Below are 17,745 nucleotides of genomic sequence, written 5' to 3' on the forward strand. Positions count from 1 at the left end.
GGGAGGTATAGCGGCGAGGAAAACGGGGAGCCGTCCGGGGTGGGAAAGACTGATCAGGTCGCCGTGGCGCACGCCCGGCGGATCCGCCGCCCTGAGCCCGACCCGCACGACACGGTCCGCCCGCCCGGCCGGCACCCCTGGCGCACCGGCACCAAGTGGGGGTTCTGGTCGCCGCCGGTGGACCGGTCCGGGCGTACCGTGAAACTCGCCGGCGAGGCGGAGCGGGTCGAGCTGAAGGTGGTCTCCTCGGAGCGGCAGTGCCGCTCCCTCGGCCTGGAGCGACACGCGGTCCAGACCCGCCGGGTCTACTTCCTGGACACCCCGGACCTGGCGCTGGACCGGCGCGGCCTGATCGTCCGGGTCCGCGACATGGGCGCCCGCCCGGACGACGCCGTCGTCAAGCTGCGCCCGATGACCTCGCACACGCTGCCGAAATGGCTGCGCCGGAAGAACTACCTGGAGGTGGAGATCGACGCGATGCCGGGTCGCCGGGTCTGCTCCGGCTCGCTCAAGGCCCGGCTGGGCCGCGGCGTGGTGGCCCGCACCGTCGCCGCCGGGCGCCCGCTGACCAAGCTGCTGCCGCAGCCGCACCGCCGGCTGCTGGCCGCCTGCGGCCCGGCCGGCCTGTCCCTGGGCGACCTGGTGGTGTTCGGCCCGGTCGAGGTGCACAAGTACAAGTTCCAGCCGGCCGGCTTCGACCGGCGGCTGGCCGCCGAGCGCTGGACCTACCCGGACGGCTCGACGATCCTGGAGCTCTCCACCCGCTGCCCGGTCGGCAAGGCGCCGGAGGTGGCCGCCCACCTGACCGAGGTCCTCGCCGCGCACGGCGTCACCCCGTCCGAGCAGCAACTCACCAAGAGCGACCGGACGCTGTCGTACTTCGCGGGGACCTCGGCGTAGCCCTCGAGTACTACCCGGGAACTAGCTCGCCGGGGTGATGTCCACTCCGTACTCCTCCCCCCACACTCCTCCGGACCGACCTCCGGAGGAGCACGATGGCCGATGTCCGCGCCACCCCGTTCATCCCGCAGCCGGCGCGCCTCGACCTGATCGGCTCGGTGCTGGCGACAGTGTTCGGCTGCCTGTCGCTCACCCCGTCGCTGCTGCCCCGCACCTGGCTGGTCCAGGGACTGGTCAGCGGCCTCTGCGCGGTGACCGGGTACGCCCTCGGCTGCCTGGCGAGCCGGCCGCTGCGGGCAGTGTTGCGCCGGTCCCGGCCGCGCCGGTCCCAGCCGCGCTGGGCGTGGCCCGCGTTCGCCGTGGTCGCGGTGCCCGCCACGCTGCTCTGCGCCTACCAGGGCTGGCGCTGGCAGCAGGAGATCAGCCGGCTCGTCGGGGTACCGGCGCCGCCGGCGGTGAGCTGGCCGGCGTTCCTGATGGTGGCCGCCGCCGTGTTCGCCGGGCTGCTCGGGCTCGCGCGACTGCTGCGGCGCGGCGTCGCGACGCTCCAGCACCGGGAGCACCGGCACCGCACCGCGGCCGCCGTGGTGGTGCTGTGCGCGCTGGGCCCCGCCGGAGCGGCCGCGCCGGCGGGGACGCTCGACGCCTTCTCGCAGGCGCTGGACCGCCGGGTCACCGGGGTGCCGGCACCGGTCGCGGCGACCCGGTCGGGCGGCCCCGGCTCGCTCGCGCCGTGGGCGACGCTGGGCCGCGAGGGCCGGTCCTTCGTCACGGATGGACTGTCCACCCCGCACCGCACCGCGCCGATCCGGGTCTACGCCGGCCTGCGCAGCGCACCGACCAGCCGGGACCGGGCCCGGCTGGCCGTCGCGGAGCTCGAACGTACCGGCGCCTTCCACCGGGCGGTGCTCTGCCTGGTCATCCCCACCGGCACCGGCTGGATCGACGAGCCCACCGTGCGGGCCCTGGAGGACCAGTACGACGGCGACACAGCGGTGGCCGTCATCCAATACGGCGCCCTGCCCAGCTGGCTCTCCCTGCTCACCGAGCCGGACCGGGCCGAGGACGCCGCGCGGGCCCTGCTCGACGAGGTGCACCGGGCGTGGGTACGGCTGCCCGCCGCCGCCCGGCCCAAGCTCCTGCTCTACGGGCACAGCCAGGGCGCCCTCGCCGCGCAGTCCCCGTTCGGCACGGCCGGCAGTCTGCTCGGCGAGGTCGACGGCGCCCTGATCAGCGGGCCGCCGAACGCCAGCCCGCTCTGGTCGGGCCTGGTCGCCGGGCGGAGCCGGACGTCGACGGAGGTCTCGCCGGAGCTGCCCGAGGAGCCTGGCGTCCGGTTCGCGGACGGGGCGGCGGATCTGGTCGCGGCGGGGCGTCCGCGGGTGGTGTTCCTTCAGCACCCCACCGACCCGGTGGTCTGGTGGTCGCCGGAGCTGATTCTGCACCGGCCGGACTGGCTGCGCGAAGCTCGCGGGGACGCGGTGCTGCCGTCGGTGCGGTGGATTCCGTTCGTCACTTTCTGGCAGCTGTCCGGGGACATGCTGAAGGCGCTGGACGTACCGGCGGGGTATGGCCATGGTTACGGTGAGGAGGCGGGCGCCGCCTGGCGGCTGATCACCGGGTCCTCGTCAGACGGCCATGAACAGGGAAACTGGCGTGTTGGTCGGTCGGACATTCCGGACAGTGCCTACTCTCCGATTACTGACAGGTGATCGGAGAGGGGACGCGGGCGATGCGGTATCTGGGGCGCCTGGCGGGGGCGGCGATGGCGGCCGGCGCTCTCCTCGCGGGACCGGCGTGGGCTGGGGGAAGCCGCCAGGGCGGACCGGTCTCGGCCGGCTTTCCGGACATTCAGGTGCCGGTGGGTGGCGTCGCCGTCGATCCGCTGGGGCCCAGCCTCTGGTCGACGGTGGGGCCGACGACGCTCAGCGGGGTGCGGGTCAGCTATGACCTGCGCGGGGTGGCCGGGGTGCGGCTGACGCCGAGCCGGGACGGGGGTGGTGAGTGCGACCAGCCGTCACCGACTCGGGTGGTCTGCTCCGATCCCCGCGTTCTGTCGTTCGAGGGGGAGACGATCGAGCAGTATCTGCCGGTGGTGGTGGGAGCCTCCCGTGCGGCGAGGCCGGGGAGCTCGGGGACGGTGCGGATCAGGTTCGCGGCTGACGGGGTGGCGCCGATCGTCGGCAGCAGTGAGGTGCAGGTCGTGGACGGTCGCGGGAACCTGCCGGTCACCGGGCCCGCGTGGAGTGGCGGGATCGGGCTGCTGTTGCTTGGCGTCGGTGCGGTGCTGGCTGCCGGCCGCCGCACACGGTCCGTCGCTGGCCTATAGTCCGTCGCTGGCCCGCGGTCCGTCGCTGGCCCGCGGTCCGTCGCTGGTCACGGTGCGGCGCGCCAAGCCCGGCGGCTGTTGGTCACCGTGGCGGCCGTCGTCCCCGGTAGGTCGGTAGCGAAGCCGACCCACGGCCCAGGTGCGGACCCGGAACGCCCTGTGGTCCGGCTCCACCGAGTACACACCGCTACGCGGGAGGAAAGGTCCGGCGACCATTGCGGACGACGATTGCCGACAAGAGCGTCAGAAATACCCCACTGCACAGTACGACCACGGGAAGCATGGTGTTGAGGCCGGGAAACCGTGCGGTGTCGAATCCGAGGAACAGCGTCCAGTCGCTGTCCGCGACCAGGAAGGTCGCAGTACGCCACACGTTCGGGTTGCCGGGCGCGCCCCAGGCAGCCAGGTCGATGCGGGTCCCGGAGGACGTGGTGGCAGCCAGCTCGATCCACACCTGCCCGCGACTGACGTCCGCCATGACTCCGTCGAAGAAGGCTTCACCCCTCAGCGGAAGCGTCAGCCAACCCAGGAATCGCGGATCGGCGGTGCGTGTGTACACGGGGGCCGCGAAGACGACCGACCTCTGTTGCTCTGATAGAGGCAGAGCCCGGTCAGCCTGCAGTACGTAGGGGGCCGATACCGTCGAGCCGCCGGTCTGGCGGGCCAGCCGTAATGCCGCCACGATCTCGGTTGTCGTGGCCGGGCTGATCGGGGAGTCGGGGTTTGTCTCCGTGCCGTCCAGCGCCCGGCTGAACACCGGGAACAGTTGCTCCTCAGCGCCCCGCGCGGCCCGGAGAACCAAGCCCTCCGCACCTCGGCCGCGCCACAGCCGCTGCGTGGCAGGTGTCTGCGCGACCGTACTCGGCACGACGAGCGCGACTCTCCCCACGCCCACCAGCCCGACGGCGCCGAGGAGAGAGGTGGCTCGATCGAAATCGTCCCTGGTCACTCCATCGCGAGTGGCAAGGTCAGCCGCGGCGGCTTCCAGGAGCGCCTGGCATCGTCGGGTTTCCGCCGCCACGGCCTGGCGTACCATCTGGGATCGCCGATCCACCGCCCGGGTGCTGTAGTCGTCTTGCCGAGAATGTATTTCACCGGCGACCACACCGGTGGCACCCAAGCCGAGCACCAGCACCGCACCCGCCAGCATCAACCCGACGAAGCCGCCTGGCGGCTTCCGGGAATCTGCGAGGCTGCCGCGCATCACCTTCAGCTCCCGACGCACGCGTCCTCATCGATGAGGCGCATCGCGCGGTCGATTGCCTCACCTACGCGCCGCTGGCGGGCGCGGCTACGCGTCGAGAAGATCAAGAGCCTTCTCCCACTGCAGGAAACCGAGATGTGCCATCGACGCGAGCGCGCAAAAAACATGAAGGTGGCGAGATACGACAATGCGAGGACGGCGCCCAGCGCGAGAGACGCTCCGGGTGTTGTGGAGATCAATTGAAGGAAAGTGAACATGAAGGCATAGAGTGCAACCGTTATCGCGATGTCGACAAGTGTCATCAATCCCCACCGATAGGGCGCGCGGTAGAGTTCCATGTCGCTCATGCTAGCGACACGAAATATCTGACTTCCTACCGTGACTTCGCGCGCTGTGACAGTTATGCCGGCCTCACTGAGCAGGACATCGCCATCCCGGCCAGTTACCTCCCCGGCATCTTTGTCATTCGGCGACGAGTCAGTTTCTCCGATGTCGTGGAGACTGGCTCGCAGAATAGCCTCGAACGTTCGGTCATACTGCTCCGACGACGACTTTCCTCCGAATGCAGGCGTGATCCGCCGGACAGCCGTTCCAATGGCGCGAGATCGACTCCGGGAATCGACCTCGGATTCCCCGCGGAACGCCGGAGTGTCTCTGGCCAGAGCCGAGAGGACTTGGGCGAGAAATTTATCCCTCATCGGCTCCTCCGAGCGCACCCGGCAACGGGGAGCCGCCAAGGCCACGATCGGAGGGCTCCGCCGGGACCTTTTTCGCAGGCGCCGAGCGTCGCCTTTTCCCGGCCGGCCGAACGACCTGGGGAGCCGCCTGTCCGGGATCGCTGATGGCTGCCTGCTGGGCGAGCTGCTCCACGATGTAGGGCGCGGCGATACCGACCGCCACCGCCGCGAAGGGTCCCGCGAGCTGGCCCCCAGCCGCACACGCCGCCGCTAATCCGCCGCCGATCGCGAGCCTTATCACGACGGAGACCACAAACGGCCAGAGGCCCGGCTCGCCACGTTTGCGCCAGGGCCATCCACCCACCCGGCGGATGGCACCGCTGAACTGGAGCCCCTCCACGGAGAAGCCGCCAAGGACTCCCCAGAGCACGGCTCCCCCTATCGTCATGGCAGCATACTAACTACTCAGAGTGATCATAATCGCCGAATCCAGCCGCTCGACGTGGCGGGCTGACCAGAAACAATGAAAGCGGGCTGCCAGACACTCGCGGACCGCCGCCGCGGCCCGCGAGCTTCTGCCGGCACTCAGCGAAGAGTGGCGTGTTCGGGCTCGGCCTCCAGGGTGCGGTCGTGACGAAGCGACGACCGTGCGGTTTCTCGAGCCGCCAGTACGGAGAGAACGGTGAGGACGGTGGCGACGGTCATGTAGATCGCGACCGCCGTAGTGTTCGGGGTCTTCACGTCTCCCAGCAGCTCGAGGGCGATGATCGGGGCGAGGGCACCGGCCAGGATGGAGGCGAGCTGGTAGCCGACCGAGGCGCCGGTGTAGCGCACCGAGGTGCCGAACAGCTCGGAGAAGAACGCGGCCTGCGGGGCGTACATCAGGGCGTGCAGGAGCAGGCCGACCAGGATCGCCAGGATGATCTTCGGCTCCGACTTGCTCTCCAGCAGGCCGAAGAAGACGTACATCCAGAGGGCGAGGCCGATCGCGCCGGTCAGGTAGAGCGGGCGGCGGCCGACCCGGTCGGAGAGCGCGCCGAACAGCGGCACCACCACGAACTGCACGGCGGAGCCGATCAGCAGCGCGGTCAGGATCTTGCCCTTGTCCGAGGCGGTGCCGGCGAACGTGGTCAGATAGGTGATCGAGATGACGGTGACCAGGTAGTACCCGATGTTCTCGGCGAGCCGCATGCCCATCGCGAGGACGACCTCCCGCGGGTAGCGGCGGAGCACCTCGAGCAGCGGCTGGTGCTCCTTCCGCCGCTCGGCCAGGGAGGCACGTGCCTCCCGGAAGACCGGGGACTCCTCGATGCTCAGCCGCACCCACAGGCCGACCATCACCAGGACGGCGCTGAGCAGGAACGGGATCCGCCAGCCCCAGGAGCGGAACGCGTCGTCCGACTGCACCAGGGCGAGCAGCCACAGGACGCCGGTGGCGAGCAGGTTGCCGAGGGCGACGCCGGCCTGCGGCCAGGAGGACCAGAAACCGCGGTTCGCGTCGTCGCCGTGCTCGGCGGCCATCAGCACCGCGCCGCCCCACTCGCCGCCGACCGCGAAGCCCTGGGCGAGCCGGCAGGCCAGCAGCAGGATCGGGGCGGCGACGCCGATGCTGGCGTACGTCGGGAGCAGACCGATCGCGACGGTCGCGACGCCCATCATCATCAGCGAGACGACGAGCATCCTCTTGCGGCCGACCCGGTCACCGAAGTGCCCGAAGATCACGCCGCCGAGGGGCCGGGCGGCGAAACCGAGCGCGTAGGTGCCGAAGGCCAGCAGGGTGCCGGTGACCGGGTCGGACTTGGGGAAGAACAGGGTGCCGAAGACCAGGGCGGCCGCCGAGCCGTAGAGAAAGAAGTCGTACCACTCGACGGCGGTGCCGACCAGGGAGGCGAAGACGACCTTGACTATCGGGGCACGTGTCGCGGTGGCTGACATGTGGATCCTCTCGAACAGGTGTGACGTAGGTAACGGGACGCTACGTCCCCGCAGGCCGGGAAGCCCATGGATGGGATCCACACATCCGCATACCTCTAGGTGTGGTCCGGCTCCAGTGGCGCGCGGAGCCGGTGCAACCGCAGGGCCAGCTGCACGTCGAGGACCCGGCGCGGGTGCTGCCAGTCGTCGCCGAGCAGCTGGGCGACCCGGTCCAGGCGCTGGGTGACCGTGTTGACGTGCACGTGCAGCGCCTCGGCCGCCTTGGCCAGCCCGCCGCCCTGGTCGAAGTACACCTCCAGGGTGGCGATCAGGGCGGTGCCACGGCGGTGGTCGTAGTCGATGACCGGACCCAGGACGCCGTGCACGAACCCCGGGACGTCGCGGCGTTCGCCGAGCAGCAGGCCGACGTACCCCAGGTCCCTGGTGCCCGCCCCGGACCCGGCGCGACCGAGAGTGATCAGCGCACTCAGACACTGGTCCGCCTCGCGGAAGGCCGGCGCGACGCCGGTGGCACCGCGCGCCGGGCCCGCGCCGCCGGCGGTGACCGGCCGGCCCAGCGCGCGACCGAGCTCCCGGGCCACCTGCTTCGCGGTGCCGGCCGGATCCTCGCCGGGCAGCAGCAGCGTCACCCGGCCGTCGCGGGTCATCGCCAGGCCCCGCCGGTTCGCCACGAAGGTCCGGGCCCAGGAGACCGCGCGTTGCCGCAGGCCCTCGCCGGGGTCGTCGCCGGCCGCCACGATCACGTAGGGCGCGTCCAGGTCCAGGCCGAGCCGCGCGGCCCGGTCCCGGACCGCCTCCGGGTCCCGCACCGGGCGGCTGATCAGATCGTCGAGCAGGTCGCCACGGACCTGGGCCTCGGCCTCGGCCACGGTCCGGCGGAACAGCAGCAGCAGCGCGGTGACCTGCGCGGCCCGTTCCAGGATGCGCTGGTCGGCGGGTTCCAGCGGCTCGGCCGGCCGGAACACCAGCGCGCCGAGGTTGTCCGCACCGGCCACGATCGCCGCGATGACCAGGTCGTTGCGGCGTACGCTGCGCCCCTCCCCCCGGGACGCCGCCACCGCCTCACCCACCGTCGTCTCGTCCGGTTCCGGCATCGGCACCTCCCGGCCCGCCGTCCGGGCGGTGGCCAGCGTCCGGCCCTGCGCGTCGATCACCAGGAGCGCGCCCTGCAACACGTCGACCAGGTCGGCCGCCACGTCGTCGACGCCACCGCCGCGCAGCACCACCGAGGTCATCCGGTCGTGGGCGGCGGCGGCCCGTTCCACCGACTGGCTGTGCGCCCGGATCGTCGAGTTGGCCGCGGACAGCTCGCCGAGCGCGGTCTGCGTCTCGCTGAGCAGCCGGGCGGTGTCCAGCGCCACCGCCGCGTGCGCGGCCAGCGACAGCAGCAGCGCCACCTCCTCGCGGGCGAACGGCCGCTCGGCCCGGTTCGCCGCGAAGAGCACGCCGATCACCGTGGAGCCGAGCCGCATCGGCACGCCGAGGATGGCGATCAGGCCCTCGTCGCCGACGCCCATGTCGATGTCGGTGGTGTGCGCGAACCGGGCGTCGCGCGGGTAGTTCGCCGTCGCGTACGGCGTGCCGGACTGCGCCACCAGGCCGCCGAGCCCGGCGCCGGGCGGCAGCCGCAGCTGCTGGAAGCTGGCCGCCACCGAGCCGTCGGTGATCCGCATGTAGGTGTCGCCGCGCTCGGCGTCGTTCAGCGTCATGTACGAGACGTCGACGTTGAGCAGCGTCCTGACCCGGTGCACGATGGCCCGCAGCACGGCGTCCACGTCGCGCAACCCGGCCAGGTCCCCGGCCGTGTCGTAGAGCGCGGACAGCTCCTCCTCGCGACGCCGCCGGCGTTCGAGCAGCGCCCGCACCCGCAGGGCGAGCAGCTTCTCCTGCTCCAGCTCGGCCAGCTCGTCGGGGGACGCGCCGGCCGCCCGGGCGGCGATCAGCGGCCGCTCGAACTCCACCAGGGCGGCCTCGCGGGCCAGCAGATCCAGATACTCGAGGCCACCCGCCCGCGCGTTCATGGCGACACCCTACGAGGCGGGTGCCCGGCGTCACATGGACGTCCCGCCCATGCGGCGACGGTGGATCATGGCTGCCAGCCACATGTCGACGAAGTCGAGGATCGCCGCGGCCACCTCGCCGACGTCCACCCGGTCGCATCGGAATCCGTCGAACACGCACCGCGCCCTACCCGGGATCGGGGTGACCGATGCCGCATCCGGATCTCTTCCGTGGCGGCCGGGCCTGCCGATAGGCATGCCATGCGTCTCCCGTCCCGGCCCGTCCGCACGGCCGGCCTGCTCGCCGTCACCGCCGGTGGCTGGCTGGCGGCCAGCGTGCTGATCGGCGTGCTCGGCACGCTCGTCACCGTTCCGGCCTGGGCGCTCTGGCCGCTGACCGTCGGCGCTGCGGCCACCACTGTCGCCGCCTGCTGGCTGGCCGCCGCCTCCGGGTTCGGCGCGGGCCGGACCTTCTGGTGGCGGCTGGGCAGCGCGGTCGGGCTGCTCGGCATCGGCACCGTCAGCCAGGCGGCCGACACGCTGAACCGGCCGGACGAGCTGGTCGCGATGAGCCCGCCGACCGGGCTGCTGTACCTGGCCGCGGTCAGCGTCGCGGTGCTCGCCATGCTGCGCCTGCCCGGGCAGCGCCGCACCTGGCGGGCCCGGATCGCGCTGTGGCTGGACATCGCCATCGTCGCTGTCGCGTCCGGCCTGGTGATGTTGCGGGCCACCGCCCTGCTGCCGGTGCCGGTGACCAGCGGGGTGATGGCCACCGCGCTGCGGATCATCGTGCTCGCCACCGCGTGCGCCGCGGTCACCGCGATCGTCAAGGTCGGCATGGGCGGCACCGGCCCGATCTACGGCCGGGCGCTCTGGATCCTGAGCCCGGCCGGCCTGCTCGGCCCGGCCTCGATGCTGCTGGCCCCGGCCCTCCAACGCTGGCCGCACCTGAACGCCACGGTGGCCGTGCTGCCGCCGCTCGCGGTGTTGCTGACGCTGTCGGCGCGAGCGCAGACCCGGGCGAACGTGGCCGGCCTGGTGCCCGCCCAGGTGGTACCCGACGACGCCGCCCAGCCGGGGATCAGCCGGATCCCGTACGTCGCGGTCGGGGTGACCGCGGCCATGCTGCTCGCCGAGACGCTGCGGGCCGGCTCCCTGCCGGCCGGGCTCGCGGCCGGTGCCGTGGTGCTGATCGTGCTGGTCCTGGTGCGGCAGCACGCCGCGCTGCGGGACAACAGCACGCTCGCCGAGCGGCTCGCCGACCAGGCCCGCCACGACGACCTGACCGGCCTGCCGAACCGCCGCTCGTTCACCGGCACGCTGCAGCGGCACGGTGGCGGCGCGACGGTGGCGGTCTGCGACCTGGACTCGTTCGCGGCGCTCAACGACCGGCTCGGCGACGACACCGGCGACGAGATCCTGCGCCAGGCCGCCGCCCGGATCGCGCTGACCGTCGGCGGTACGGCGCTGGTCGCGCGGCTGCTCGGCGACGAGTTCGGCGTGCTGCTGCCGGCCGAGCACCCGCTCGCCTGCGACGACCGGCTGGCGGTCGCGCTGGTGCAGGCGTTCCAGGCGCCGCTGCCGGTGGGCGAGCACGACCTGCTGGTCACCGTGACCGTCGGGTCGGCGGCCGGGGAGGGCCAGGCCGTACCGGATCTGCTGCGCCGGGCCGAACTCGCCCTGCAGGCGGCGCAGCGCGTCGGCGCGAACCGCCAGCAGCTGTACACCGCCGACCTGGACGCCTCCGCGAAGCACCACGCCGACCTCGCCGCGGCCCTGCGCCGCGGTCTGGACCAGGGCGAGTTCCGGCTGTTCTACCAGCCCATCGTGGAGCTGCCGCTGGGCCGGATCAGCGCCGTGGAGGCCCTGATCCGCTGGTTCCCGCAGAGCGGCAGCCCGGATGCGCCCGCCTCGCCGGCCTCGCCGGCCTCGGCGGCCTCGGCGGTCTCGCCGGTCTCGCCGGCCGAGTTCATCCCGGTCGCCGAGCAGACCGGCATGATCGTCGATCTGGGTGCCTGGATCCTGGACCAGGCCTGCGCCGACGCGGCCGCCTGGCGGGCTCGCTTCGGCGACGCCGCCCCGCGGATCAGCGTCAACGTCTCGGCCCGCCAGCTGCTCGACCCGGAGCTGCCGGCCCTGGTCGCCGACCTGCTGCGCCGCCACGACCTGCCACCGCAGCAGGTCACCCTGGAGATCACCGAGACCGCGGTGTTCGCCGGCGGTCCCGCCCTGCAGACCGTCCACGCGCTGCGCGGCCTCGGCGTCGGCATCGCGCTCGACGACTTCGGCACCGGCCACTCCTCGCTCACCCTGCTGCGCACCTGCCCGGTGACGACGCTGAAGGTCGACAAGTCGTTCATCGACGAGCTCAACGGCAGCCCGCAGCAGGAGGCGATCGCGGCGTCGCTCAGCGGCATCGCGTCGACGCTCGGCCTGCGCGCGGTCGCGGAGGGCGTGGAGACCCAGGACCAGGCCGACCGCCTGCACGTGCTCGGTTACCGCTTCGCCCAGGGCTACCACTTCGCCCGCCCGCAGCCGGCCACCGAGATCGACGCCTCGCTGCTCGCCGCCGTCTGACCAGAACCCGGTTTTCGGTACGCCGGCGGCGCTCCCCGCCGAACGTATCGGCGGGGAGCGTTGTGGCCGCACCGGCGCCGCTGACTGGCGGCTCTCCGGGCGGCCCCTGGTCGGCCTGCTCAACCGGCAGACGCCGCTGGACCCGAAGCAATTCGCCGACCCGGGCAGCCAGGTGCTGTCGGCCTGGCGGCGGCCCTGCTGCGGGTGAGCACCGACCCGCAGGCGTTCGACTACTACTGGCTGCCGGTGTCGGTCGGAACGGTGCTGCTGGTAGCGCTCGCGCCGGCCACATTCCCGCCATGGCGGCAAGCGCTGATCGTGGCGGTGGGCTACCTGACGATGCTGGCGGCCACCACCGATCAGGCGGCGCCCGGTGCCGGATTCCTGGTCGTCGCCGTCCCGCTCCGCCGGCGATCACGCACCGGGTGACGCTCGCCGCGCGGCGACGTCAGCGCAGCGCGCGGTCGATGCGCTCGTGGAAGCCGAAGACGCCGAACTTGACCACGCCGGCGAAGAACATCCGCAGGCCCGCGCTGGAGTGGTAACCGCGGCTCGGCTCGACCAGCTCGGCGGCCAGCTGGGACCAGCGCAGGAAGTCCCAGCCCTGGAACTCGTAGTCCTGCCGCGGCCGGTGGGCCAGGATCGACTCCAGTTCCTCACGGTCGATGGGCAGGTGGACCAGGGCGATCAGGCCGATGTTGAGGCGGTGCGCCTCCAGGAAGACGGCCAGCGCCCGGGACTGGCTGCGCCTGGCCTCGTGCGCGGACAGGCCCAGCTCCTCGATCAGTGCCCGCCGCACCCAGCGGTCCAGCACCTCGGCGTCGGCCGCGTCGAGGTCGTCCTTGGCCAGCTGTTCCTCCAGCGAGCAGGACCAGGTGCCGGGTTCGTAGGCGACCTTGTGGCTGCGGTGGGTCAGCAGGATCCAGCCGTCCGCGGTGACCACCGTGGCGTGCAGGGCGAAGATGTGTGGGTACCGCAGCCGGCCGTGCAGCGTCTCGTCGACCAGCCGCTGCCGGTGCTCGTCGTCGGCGGCCACGCCACGGTTGACGTAGACCGCCTCGGCGTACGCCGTCTCCTGCACCCGCAGCCGCAGTCCCGGATCGTCGACGAACGAGTCCGGGTTCTCCATCAGCCGGAACTTCTGGCCCCGGGCGATCCGGTCGTCGTCCGTCGCGGCCAGCCACCGCTCGCAAGCCGTGGCGTCGTCCTCGGTGGCGAAGGCGAACACGGTCGGGTCCAGGGTGATCCGCACCTCGGCGGACCGCCAGCCCTCGGTGATCTTCGGACAGCTCTGCAGGACGAGCATGGTGCCCCAGGCGATCCGGCCGTGGCTGAACCGCCGGACGGACGGGTGGATGTGCGCCGGCAGCCGGCGGGACAGGCGCACCGCCTGCGAGGTGTTGCCGGTGACCGTGCGCAGCGTGACGTAGAGCAGCGGGACCAGCACCAGCAGCGCGGTGGCCACGATGTCGACCCACACGATGGGGCCGCGATCCAGGCCGTACAGGCCGGCGAAGACGTCACCGAAATCGCGCTTGCCGGGGTCCGAGACCTCGTTCACCACCAGGCCGAGCAGGAACGCGGAGACCAGCGGAATCGTGGTGATCATGCGGCCGGAGAACCGCGTCAGGGCCTCGAGGATCCGATAGACGGTCCGATACTCGTCGATGCGTCGCGCCACCCGCCCATTCTGGCGGTCAGTCGCCACCCGTGGCGGCCCACAGCAGGCCGCGTTCGATCATCGTGCGGGTCTGCGGCACGAGCAGGTCGGCGGGGCTGTGCCCGAGCGTGTGCACGAAGACCCGCCCGGCACCGAAGCGCCGCGTCCAGGCCACCGGCATCACCGCACCGGCGGTCTCCGGCGCGCCGTGGTCCCCGGTGAAGGTCGTGGTCGCGAGCACGTCAAGCGTCGGGTCGACGTGCAGGAAGTACTGCTCGGTGTGCACGTCGTAGTCGCTCAGCCCCGCGGTGATCGGATGCCGCCCGGTGATCGCGACGGTGTGGTCGACGAAGTCGCCCGGATGACAGACGAAGCGCCCGCCCACCATGAACTGGTAGTCCGGCGCCTCGTAGCCGGTCGCCACGATGCCGCCGTGCCACCCGGCGAATCCGGCACCGGCGCGCACCCGCCCGACCAGGCCTCGCTCCTGCTCCGGAGTGAACCGCGCCCCGGTCCAGCACTGCACGATCAGCTCGTAGTCGCCGGGCTCGGCATAGGCGTCCACAGTGTCCGCCACGCGCAGCTCGAAACCGTTCCCCTCGAGGAAGTCCCGGAACAACTCGGTAGCGGCCACCGGCTCATGCCCGGCCCAGCCACCCCGCACGATCAGCGCTCTCACCCCACGAACCTATGGCACACCCGGGCTCCGCGCCGGGCGGGACGTCCGGCGTCAGCCGTCGTGCCGGGCCGGAGCCAGGTGGGCCAGCGCGAAGATGAGCTTGTCCAGCACCCCGGGGAACGGTGACTCGGTCACCGAGGGCAGGTGATCACGGACCGCTGCCAGGTGCGGGTACTCCCCCGCCGGCAACGACGAGTACGCCCGCCGCAACCCCTCCCGCTCGGCCTGCTCCTGGGCCGGGGTCAGCTCGACCGCGTCGATCGCCGCCAGGGCCAGCACCGCGTCGATGAAGTCGGCGAAGTGCCGGACCGCCTCGGCCGGTGGGAAGCCGGCGCTGAGCAGCAGGCCGACGCCGATGTTGTCGGCCCGCAACTCGTTCGGCCCGGTGGTGAAGCGGCTGGCCCGCATGGTGGCCAGGCGCGGGTGCCGGACGATCGAGTCGTGCACCCGCTCGCCCATCTCACGCAGTGAGGCCGCCCAGTCCGGGCCGGGATCGAAACCGGACAGGCTCTCGCTGATCAGCCGGTCGGAGATGGCGATCAGCAGCGCGTCCAGGTCCCGGAAGTACCGGTAGATGGCCGACGGGTGGGCGCCCAGCTCGACGCCGAGACGACGGACGGTGAGCGCGTTGCCGCCCGGCGCCTCGATCAGCCGCAGCGCGGCATCGATGATCATGTCTGGATCGAGGATCACGCCGCTGCGTGTCGGGCGCCGCCGCACCCTGATTGAACTGCCCCGCGTCGTCGCCACTGCCGGACTCCTTATGTCAACGCATTGACCTAAGCATAGCGGGTTCGCTTTCCTAGAGCCCTGACCAGGGAGGATCAGCATGCGGGCGGACACACCGGCCTACGATCTCGACATCCGGACCGACGAGAAGCGCATTCGTGCGGCTCTCGCTGACGCGGCCCACACGCCGTTCTGGCTGGAGGATCCCGGTCGGCCCACCCCGCAGCCGTCCCTCATCGGCAACGTCGAGACCGATCTGCTGATCATCGGCGGCGGTTACTGCGGGTTGTGGACGGCACTGCAGGCCAAGGAGGCCGACCCGGGCCGCGACGTGATCCTGGTCGAGGGTTCCGAGATCGGCTGGGCGGCCAGCGGCCGCAACGGCGGCTTCGTCGACGACAGCCTCACCCACGGCCGGCAGAACGGCCAGCGTTACTTCGCCGAGGACCTGGACGTCCTCGACACCCTCGCCCAGGAGAACTTCGCCGGCTTCCGCGAGTCGCTGACCAGGCACGACATCGACGCGGAGTGGGAGGAGGAGGGTTCGCTGGAGGTCGCCACCGAGCGGCACCAGCTCGCCGAGCTGCGCGAGATGCCGGGTCGTTTCTTCGACCGGGAGGAGCTGGCCGGGCTGGTCCGCTCGCCGCTGTACCGGGCCGGCGTGCTGAAGGAGTCCGGCGCCGCGCTGGTGCACCCGGCGAAGCTGGCCTGGGGTCTCAAGGCGGCCTGCCTGCGGCTCGGGGTGCGCGTCTTCGAGCACACCCCGGTGACCAAGCTCACCGATCGGGGCCGCACGGTCCGCGCCACCACCGGCATGGGCACGGTCCGCGCCCGCCAGGTGGTGCTGGCCACCAACGGATTCCCGTCGCTGCTGCGCCGCAACCGGTTCCTGACCATTCCGATCTACGACTACGTGCTGATGACCGAACCGCTCACGCCCGCGCAGCTGGACGCGATCGGCTGGCACGGCCGGTTCGGCATCGGCGATGCCTCGCGGCAGTTCCACTACTATCGGAAAACCGCCGACAATCGCATTCTCTGGGGCGGTTACGACGCGATCTACCACCGCGGCGGCGACATCCGGCCGGAATTCGACAAGCGCCCGGAAACGTTCGCCCGGCTGGCCGACCACTTCCTGCGCACCTTCCCGCAGCTCGGCGACATCAAGTTCACCCACGCCTGGGGCGGCATGATCGACATGTCCACCCAGCTGGCCGCGTTCCAGGGCCTGGCGATGGGTGACAAGGTCGCCTACGCCGGCGGTTTCACCGGGCTCGGCGTGGCCGCCACCCGATTCGCCGGCACCGTCATGCTGGAGCTGCTGGCCGGCGCCGACACCCCGCGCACCCGGCTGCGGATGGCGACGAAACGCCCGTTACCGATCCCGCCCGAACCGATCGCCTATCCCGCCGTCCAGGTGATCCGGCGGGCCATCGCGCGCGCCGACCGCAACGGCGGACGCGACGGCCTCATCCTCAAAACCGCCAACCTCCTGGGCTTCTCCTTCGACTCCTGACCGTCGTTCCGGTCACGACCCGCTTTCCCGGGAAACCATTTCTTCGGTACGACTCGGTGTCCCGTGGCAGTCGGCTTCGCGAGGCGGCTGCCACTCCGGACCGCCACGCGTGTCGTGCGGGCCCGCTGGTGGCCGGGGTTACCGCACCGGCGGTGACCACCGTGCGGGACAGCGAACCCGCACGACACGCGTAGCGGTCGTACGGGGGCCGGGCCTCGCGAGCCGGCTGTCACGGGGCTGCGAGTCGTACCGGAAAATGAACCGGAAGCCGGCCGGCGGTGTCGCGGCAGCGTGGGTGGTTCTGGTCAGCTTTCGGTCACGATGCTGACCAGGCGGTCCACTTGGTGACCTCGATGCGGACGAACGGGCCGGGCGGCGGCTCGATCGCATACCGCGGGTATCGGGCGAGCAGGGCCGGCTCCGGGACGTCGGTGATGGTGGCCAGGCCGTCGGCGCGGACCCACCACAGCTGATCCCAGTCGTCGGCGTAGTGGTCGGCGAGCACGCTGACCCGTGGCTCGTGCTCGATGCCGGCCAGCCGCCGCAACCGCCGATGCCGTTTCGGCTTGCCGTCGACAGCGAAGTGGATCACGCCGCCGACCAGGGCGAACACGATCGGCACCAGATGCGGCGCGCCGTCCGGGGAGACGGTGGCCAGCCGGGCCACCCGGACGGACGCGAACCGCTGCGCCGGAGTCATCGGCGGGTGTACTCGCCGATCGCCAGCTCCCACTTCTCCAGGCCGGCCTCGATGACGCTCCACGGCCCGGACGGCAGCCACGCCGAGGCCCGGTGCACGCCCGCCTGCTCCAGCTGCTCCAGCACCTTGGCGTCGGCGGGGACGCCCATCACCTGCACCTGGATCGGCCGGTCGGCGCGGGCCCGCAGCTCCGCGATCCGGGTCAGCAGGTCCCGGTCGTTGTAGTTCGGGAACCAGCCGTCGCCCCAGGCCAGCACCCGGTCGAGAACCGTCGGCCCGTAACCGCCCACCAGCACCGGCGGCCACGGCTTCTGGGCCGGCTTGGGCCATGACCAGATCCGGTCGAAACTCACGAACTCGCCGCTGAACGACGCCTCGTCAGCGGTCCAGATCGCCTGCATGGCCCGGACCCGCTCGGCGAACAACCGCATCCGGGTCCGCGGGTCGGTCCCGTGGTTGGCCATCTCCTCCCGGTTCCACCCGGCGCCGACCCCGAACTCCAGCCGGCCACCGGACAGGTGGTCGACCGAGGCGACCTCCTTGGCCGTGGTGATCGGATCCCGCTCGACCACCAGGCACACCCCGCTGCCGACCCGCAGCCGCCGGGTGGCGGCGGCCGCGTCGGTCAGCGCCACGAACAGGTCGTAGGTGTGCCAGTACTTGCGGGGCAGCCGCGGACCGCCCTCCCACGGGCTCTCCCGGCTGGCCGGGATGTGCGTGTGCTCGGCGAAGAACAGCGCGTCCTGGCCCCGCTCCTCCACCCGGCGCGCCACCTCACCGGGCCGGACCGCGTCGTGGGTGGGAAAGTAGCCGACACCGAATTCCATGCCGCCACCCTA

The 17,745-nt window shown here is 71.9% G+C and carries 16 protein-coding genes; 6 read left to right on the forward strand and 10 right to left on the reverse strand.

The window, feature by feature from the left end; genetic code table 11:
* The first annotated feature begins 39 nt into the window (after positions 1-39).
* From Actob_RS27160 to Actob_RS27170, 3 genes are all read left to right on the forward strand, one after another.
* Positions 40-900, forward strand: coding sequence for a CYTH domain-containing protein (locus tag Actob_RS27160; RefSeq protein ID WP_284914660.1), 861 nt, complete (start codon positions 40-42; stop codon positions 898-900).
* Positions 901-995: 95 nt separating this feature from the next.
* Positions 996-2,612: an alpha/beta hydrolase gene (locus tag Actob_RS27165; protein ID WP_284914661.1), complete on the forward strand. Its 1,617-nt coding sequence runs from the start codon at positions 996-998 to the stop codon at positions 2,610-2,612.
* A 20-nt stretch (positions 2,613-2,632) separates the two neighbouring features.
* The gene (locus Actob_RS27170; protein WP_284914662.1) at positions 2,633-3,229 is read left to right on the forward strand and encodes a hypothetical protein; all 597 of its coding nucleotides are present in this window, start codon (positions 2,633-2,635) and stop codon (positions 3,227-3,229) included.
* Positions 3,230-3,416: 187 nt separating this feature from the next.
* Here Actob_RS27170 and Actob_RS27175 read toward each other — a convergent pair whose 3' ends face one another.
* The 5 genes from Actob_RS27175 to Actob_RS27195 form a co-directional block, all read right to left on the reverse strand.
* Entirely contained in the window at positions 3,417-4,454 is a 1,038-nt protein-coding gene (locus tag Actob_RS27175) for a CHASE domain-containing protein (protein WP_284914663.1), read from the reverse strand.
* Positions 4,439-5,131: a DUF6232 family protein gene (locus Actob_RS43920; protein ID WP_328518390.1), complete on the reverse strand. Its 693-nt coding sequence runs from the start codon at positions 5,129-5,131 to the stop codon at positions 4,439-4,441. Before Actob_RS43920 ends, Actob_RS27175 begins: the two co-directional genes overlap by 16 nt.
* 564 nt (positions 5,132-5,695) lie before the next feature.
* The gene (locus Actob_RS27185) at positions 5,696-7,045 is read right to left on the reverse strand and encodes an MFS transporter (RefSeq protein WP_284914665.1); all 1,350 of its coding nucleotides are present in this window, start codon (positions 7,043-7,045) and stop codon (positions 5,696-5,698) included.
* A gap of 95 nt (positions 7,046-7,140) precedes the next feature.
* Complete coding sequence (locus tag Actob_RS27190) at positions 7,141-9,066, reverse strand: helix-turn-helix domain-containing protein (protein ID WP_284914666.1); 1,926 nt, start codon at positions 9,064-9,066, stop codon at positions 7,141-7,143.
* A 30-nt stretch (positions 9,067-9,096) separates the two neighbouring features.
* Positions 9,097-9,222, reverse strand: coding sequence for a hypothetical protein (locus Actob_RS27195; protein WP_284914668.1), 126 nt, complete (start codon positions 9,220-9,222; stop codon positions 9,097-9,099).
* A gap of 84 nt (positions 9,223-9,306) precedes the next feature.
* On the opposite strand from Actob_RS27195, the gene Actob_RS27200 reads away from it, so the two are divergent.
* Positions 9,307-11,622 carry a putative bifunctional diguanylate cyclase/phosphodiesterase gene (locus Actob_RS27200; protein WP_284914669.1) on the forward strand — a complete coding sequence of 772 codons (2,316 nt, stop codon included), beginning with the start codon at positions 9,307-9,309 and terminating at the stop codon, positions 11,620-11,622.
* Positions 11,623-11,826: 204 nt separating this feature from the next.
* Complete coding sequence (locus tag Actob_RS27205; protein WP_284914670.1) at positions 11,827-12,051, forward strand: hypothetical protein; 225 nt, start codon at positions 11,827-11,829, stop codon at positions 12,049-12,051.
* Between the two features lie 19 nt (positions 12,052-12,070).
* On the opposite strand, the gene Actob_RS27210 is transcribed toward Actob_RS27205, so the two are convergent.
* From Actob_RS27210 to Actob_RS27220, 3 genes are read right to left on the reverse strand one after another with little or no spacing between them, the layout of a single operon-like run.
* Positions 12,071-13,303 carry a hypothetical protein gene (locus Actob_RS27210; protein WP_284914671.1) on the reverse strand — a complete coding sequence of 411 codons (1,233 nt, stop codon included), beginning with the start codon at positions 13,301-13,303 and terminating at the stop codon, positions 12,071-12,073.
* 16 nt (positions 13,304-13,319) lie between these two features.
* On the reverse strand, positions 13,320-13,961 hold the full coding sequence (locus Actob_RS27215) for a ThuA domain-containing protein (RefSeq protein WP_284914672.1): 642 nt from the start codon (positions 13,959-13,961) through the stop codon (positions 13,320-13,322).
* Positions 13,962-14,012: 51 nt separating this feature from the next.
* Positions 14,013-14,636, reverse strand: a complete 624-nt coding sequence (locus Actob_RS27220; protein WP_284914673.1) for a TetR/AcrR family transcriptional regulator — start codon at positions 14,634-14,636, stop codon at positions 14,013-14,015.
* Between the two features lie 154 nt (positions 14,637-14,790).
* Between Actob_RS27220 and Actob_RS27225 the strand changes: the two genes are divergently transcribed.
* Positions 14,791-16,206, forward strand: coding sequence for an NAD(P)/FAD-dependent oxidoreductase (locus tag Actob_RS27225; protein WP_284914674.1), 1,416 nt, complete (start codon positions 14,791-14,793; stop codon positions 16,204-16,206).
* A gap of 316 nt (positions 16,207-16,522) precedes the next feature.
* On the opposite strand, the gene Actob_RS27230 is transcribed toward Actob_RS27225, so the two are convergent.
* The gene (locus Actob_RS27230; protein ID WP_284914675.1) at positions 16,523-16,906 is read right to left on the reverse strand and encodes a TIGR03668 family PPOX class F420-dependent oxidoreductase; all 384 of its coding nucleotides are present in this window, start codon (positions 16,904-16,906) and stop codon (positions 16,523-16,525) included.
* On the reverse strand, positions 16,903-17,733 hold the full coding sequence (locus tag Actob_RS27235) for an LLM class F420-dependent oxidoreductase (protein ID WP_284914676.1): 831 nt from the start codon (positions 17,731-17,733) through the stop codon (positions 16,903-16,905). The genes Actob_RS27230 and Actob_RS27235 overlap by 4 nt, the downstream gene beginning before the upstream one ends.
* Positions 17,734-17,745 lie beyond the last annotated feature (12 nt).

The organism is Actinoplanes oblitus, assembly GCF_030252345.1.
GTDB lineage: Bacteria > Actinomycetota > Actinomycetes > Mycobacteriales > Micromonosporaceae > Actinoplanes > Actinoplanes oblitus.

Coding starts and splice junctions, on each gene's coding strand:
- Actob_RS27165 (WP_284914661.1), top strand. CDS start 996: ATGGCCGATGTCCGCGCCACCCCGTTCATCCCGCAGCCGGCGCGCCTC.
- Actob_RS27170 (WP_284914662.1), top strand. CDS start 2,633: ATGCGGTATCTGGGGCGCCTGGCGGGGGCGGCGATGGCGGCCGGCGCT.
- Actob_RS43920 (WP_328518390.1), bottom strand. CDS start 5,131: ATGAGGGATAAATTTCTCGCCCAAGTCCTCTCGGCTCTGGCCAGAGAC.
- Actob_RS27185 (WP_284914665.1), bottom strand. CDS start 7,045: ATGTCAGCCACCGCGACACGTGCCCCGATAGTCAAGGTCGTCTTCGCC.
- Actob_RS27190 (WP_284914666.1), bottom strand. CDS start 9,066: ATGAACGCGCGGGCGGGTGGCCTCGAGTATCTGGATCTGCTGGCCCGC.
- Actob_RS27200 (WP_284914669.1), top strand. CDS start 9,307: ATGCGTCTCCCGTCCCGGCCCGTCCGCACGGCCGGCCTGCTCGCCGTC.
- Actob_RS27220 (WP_284914673.1), bottom strand. CDS start 14,636: ATGATCATCGATGCCGCGCTGCGGCTGATCGAGGCGCCGGGCGGCAAC.
- Actob_RS27225 (WP_284914674.1), top strand. CDS start 14,791: ATGCGGGCGGACACACCGGCCTACGATCTCGACATCCGGACCGACGAG.
- Actob_RS27230 (WP_284914675.1), bottom strand. CDS start 16,906: ATGACTCCGGCGCAGCGGTTCGCGTCCGTCCGGGTGGCCCGGCTGGCC.
- Actob_RS27235 (WP_284914676.1), bottom strand. CDS start 17,733: ATGGAATTCGGTGTCGGCTACTTTCCCACCCACGACGCGGTCCGGCCC.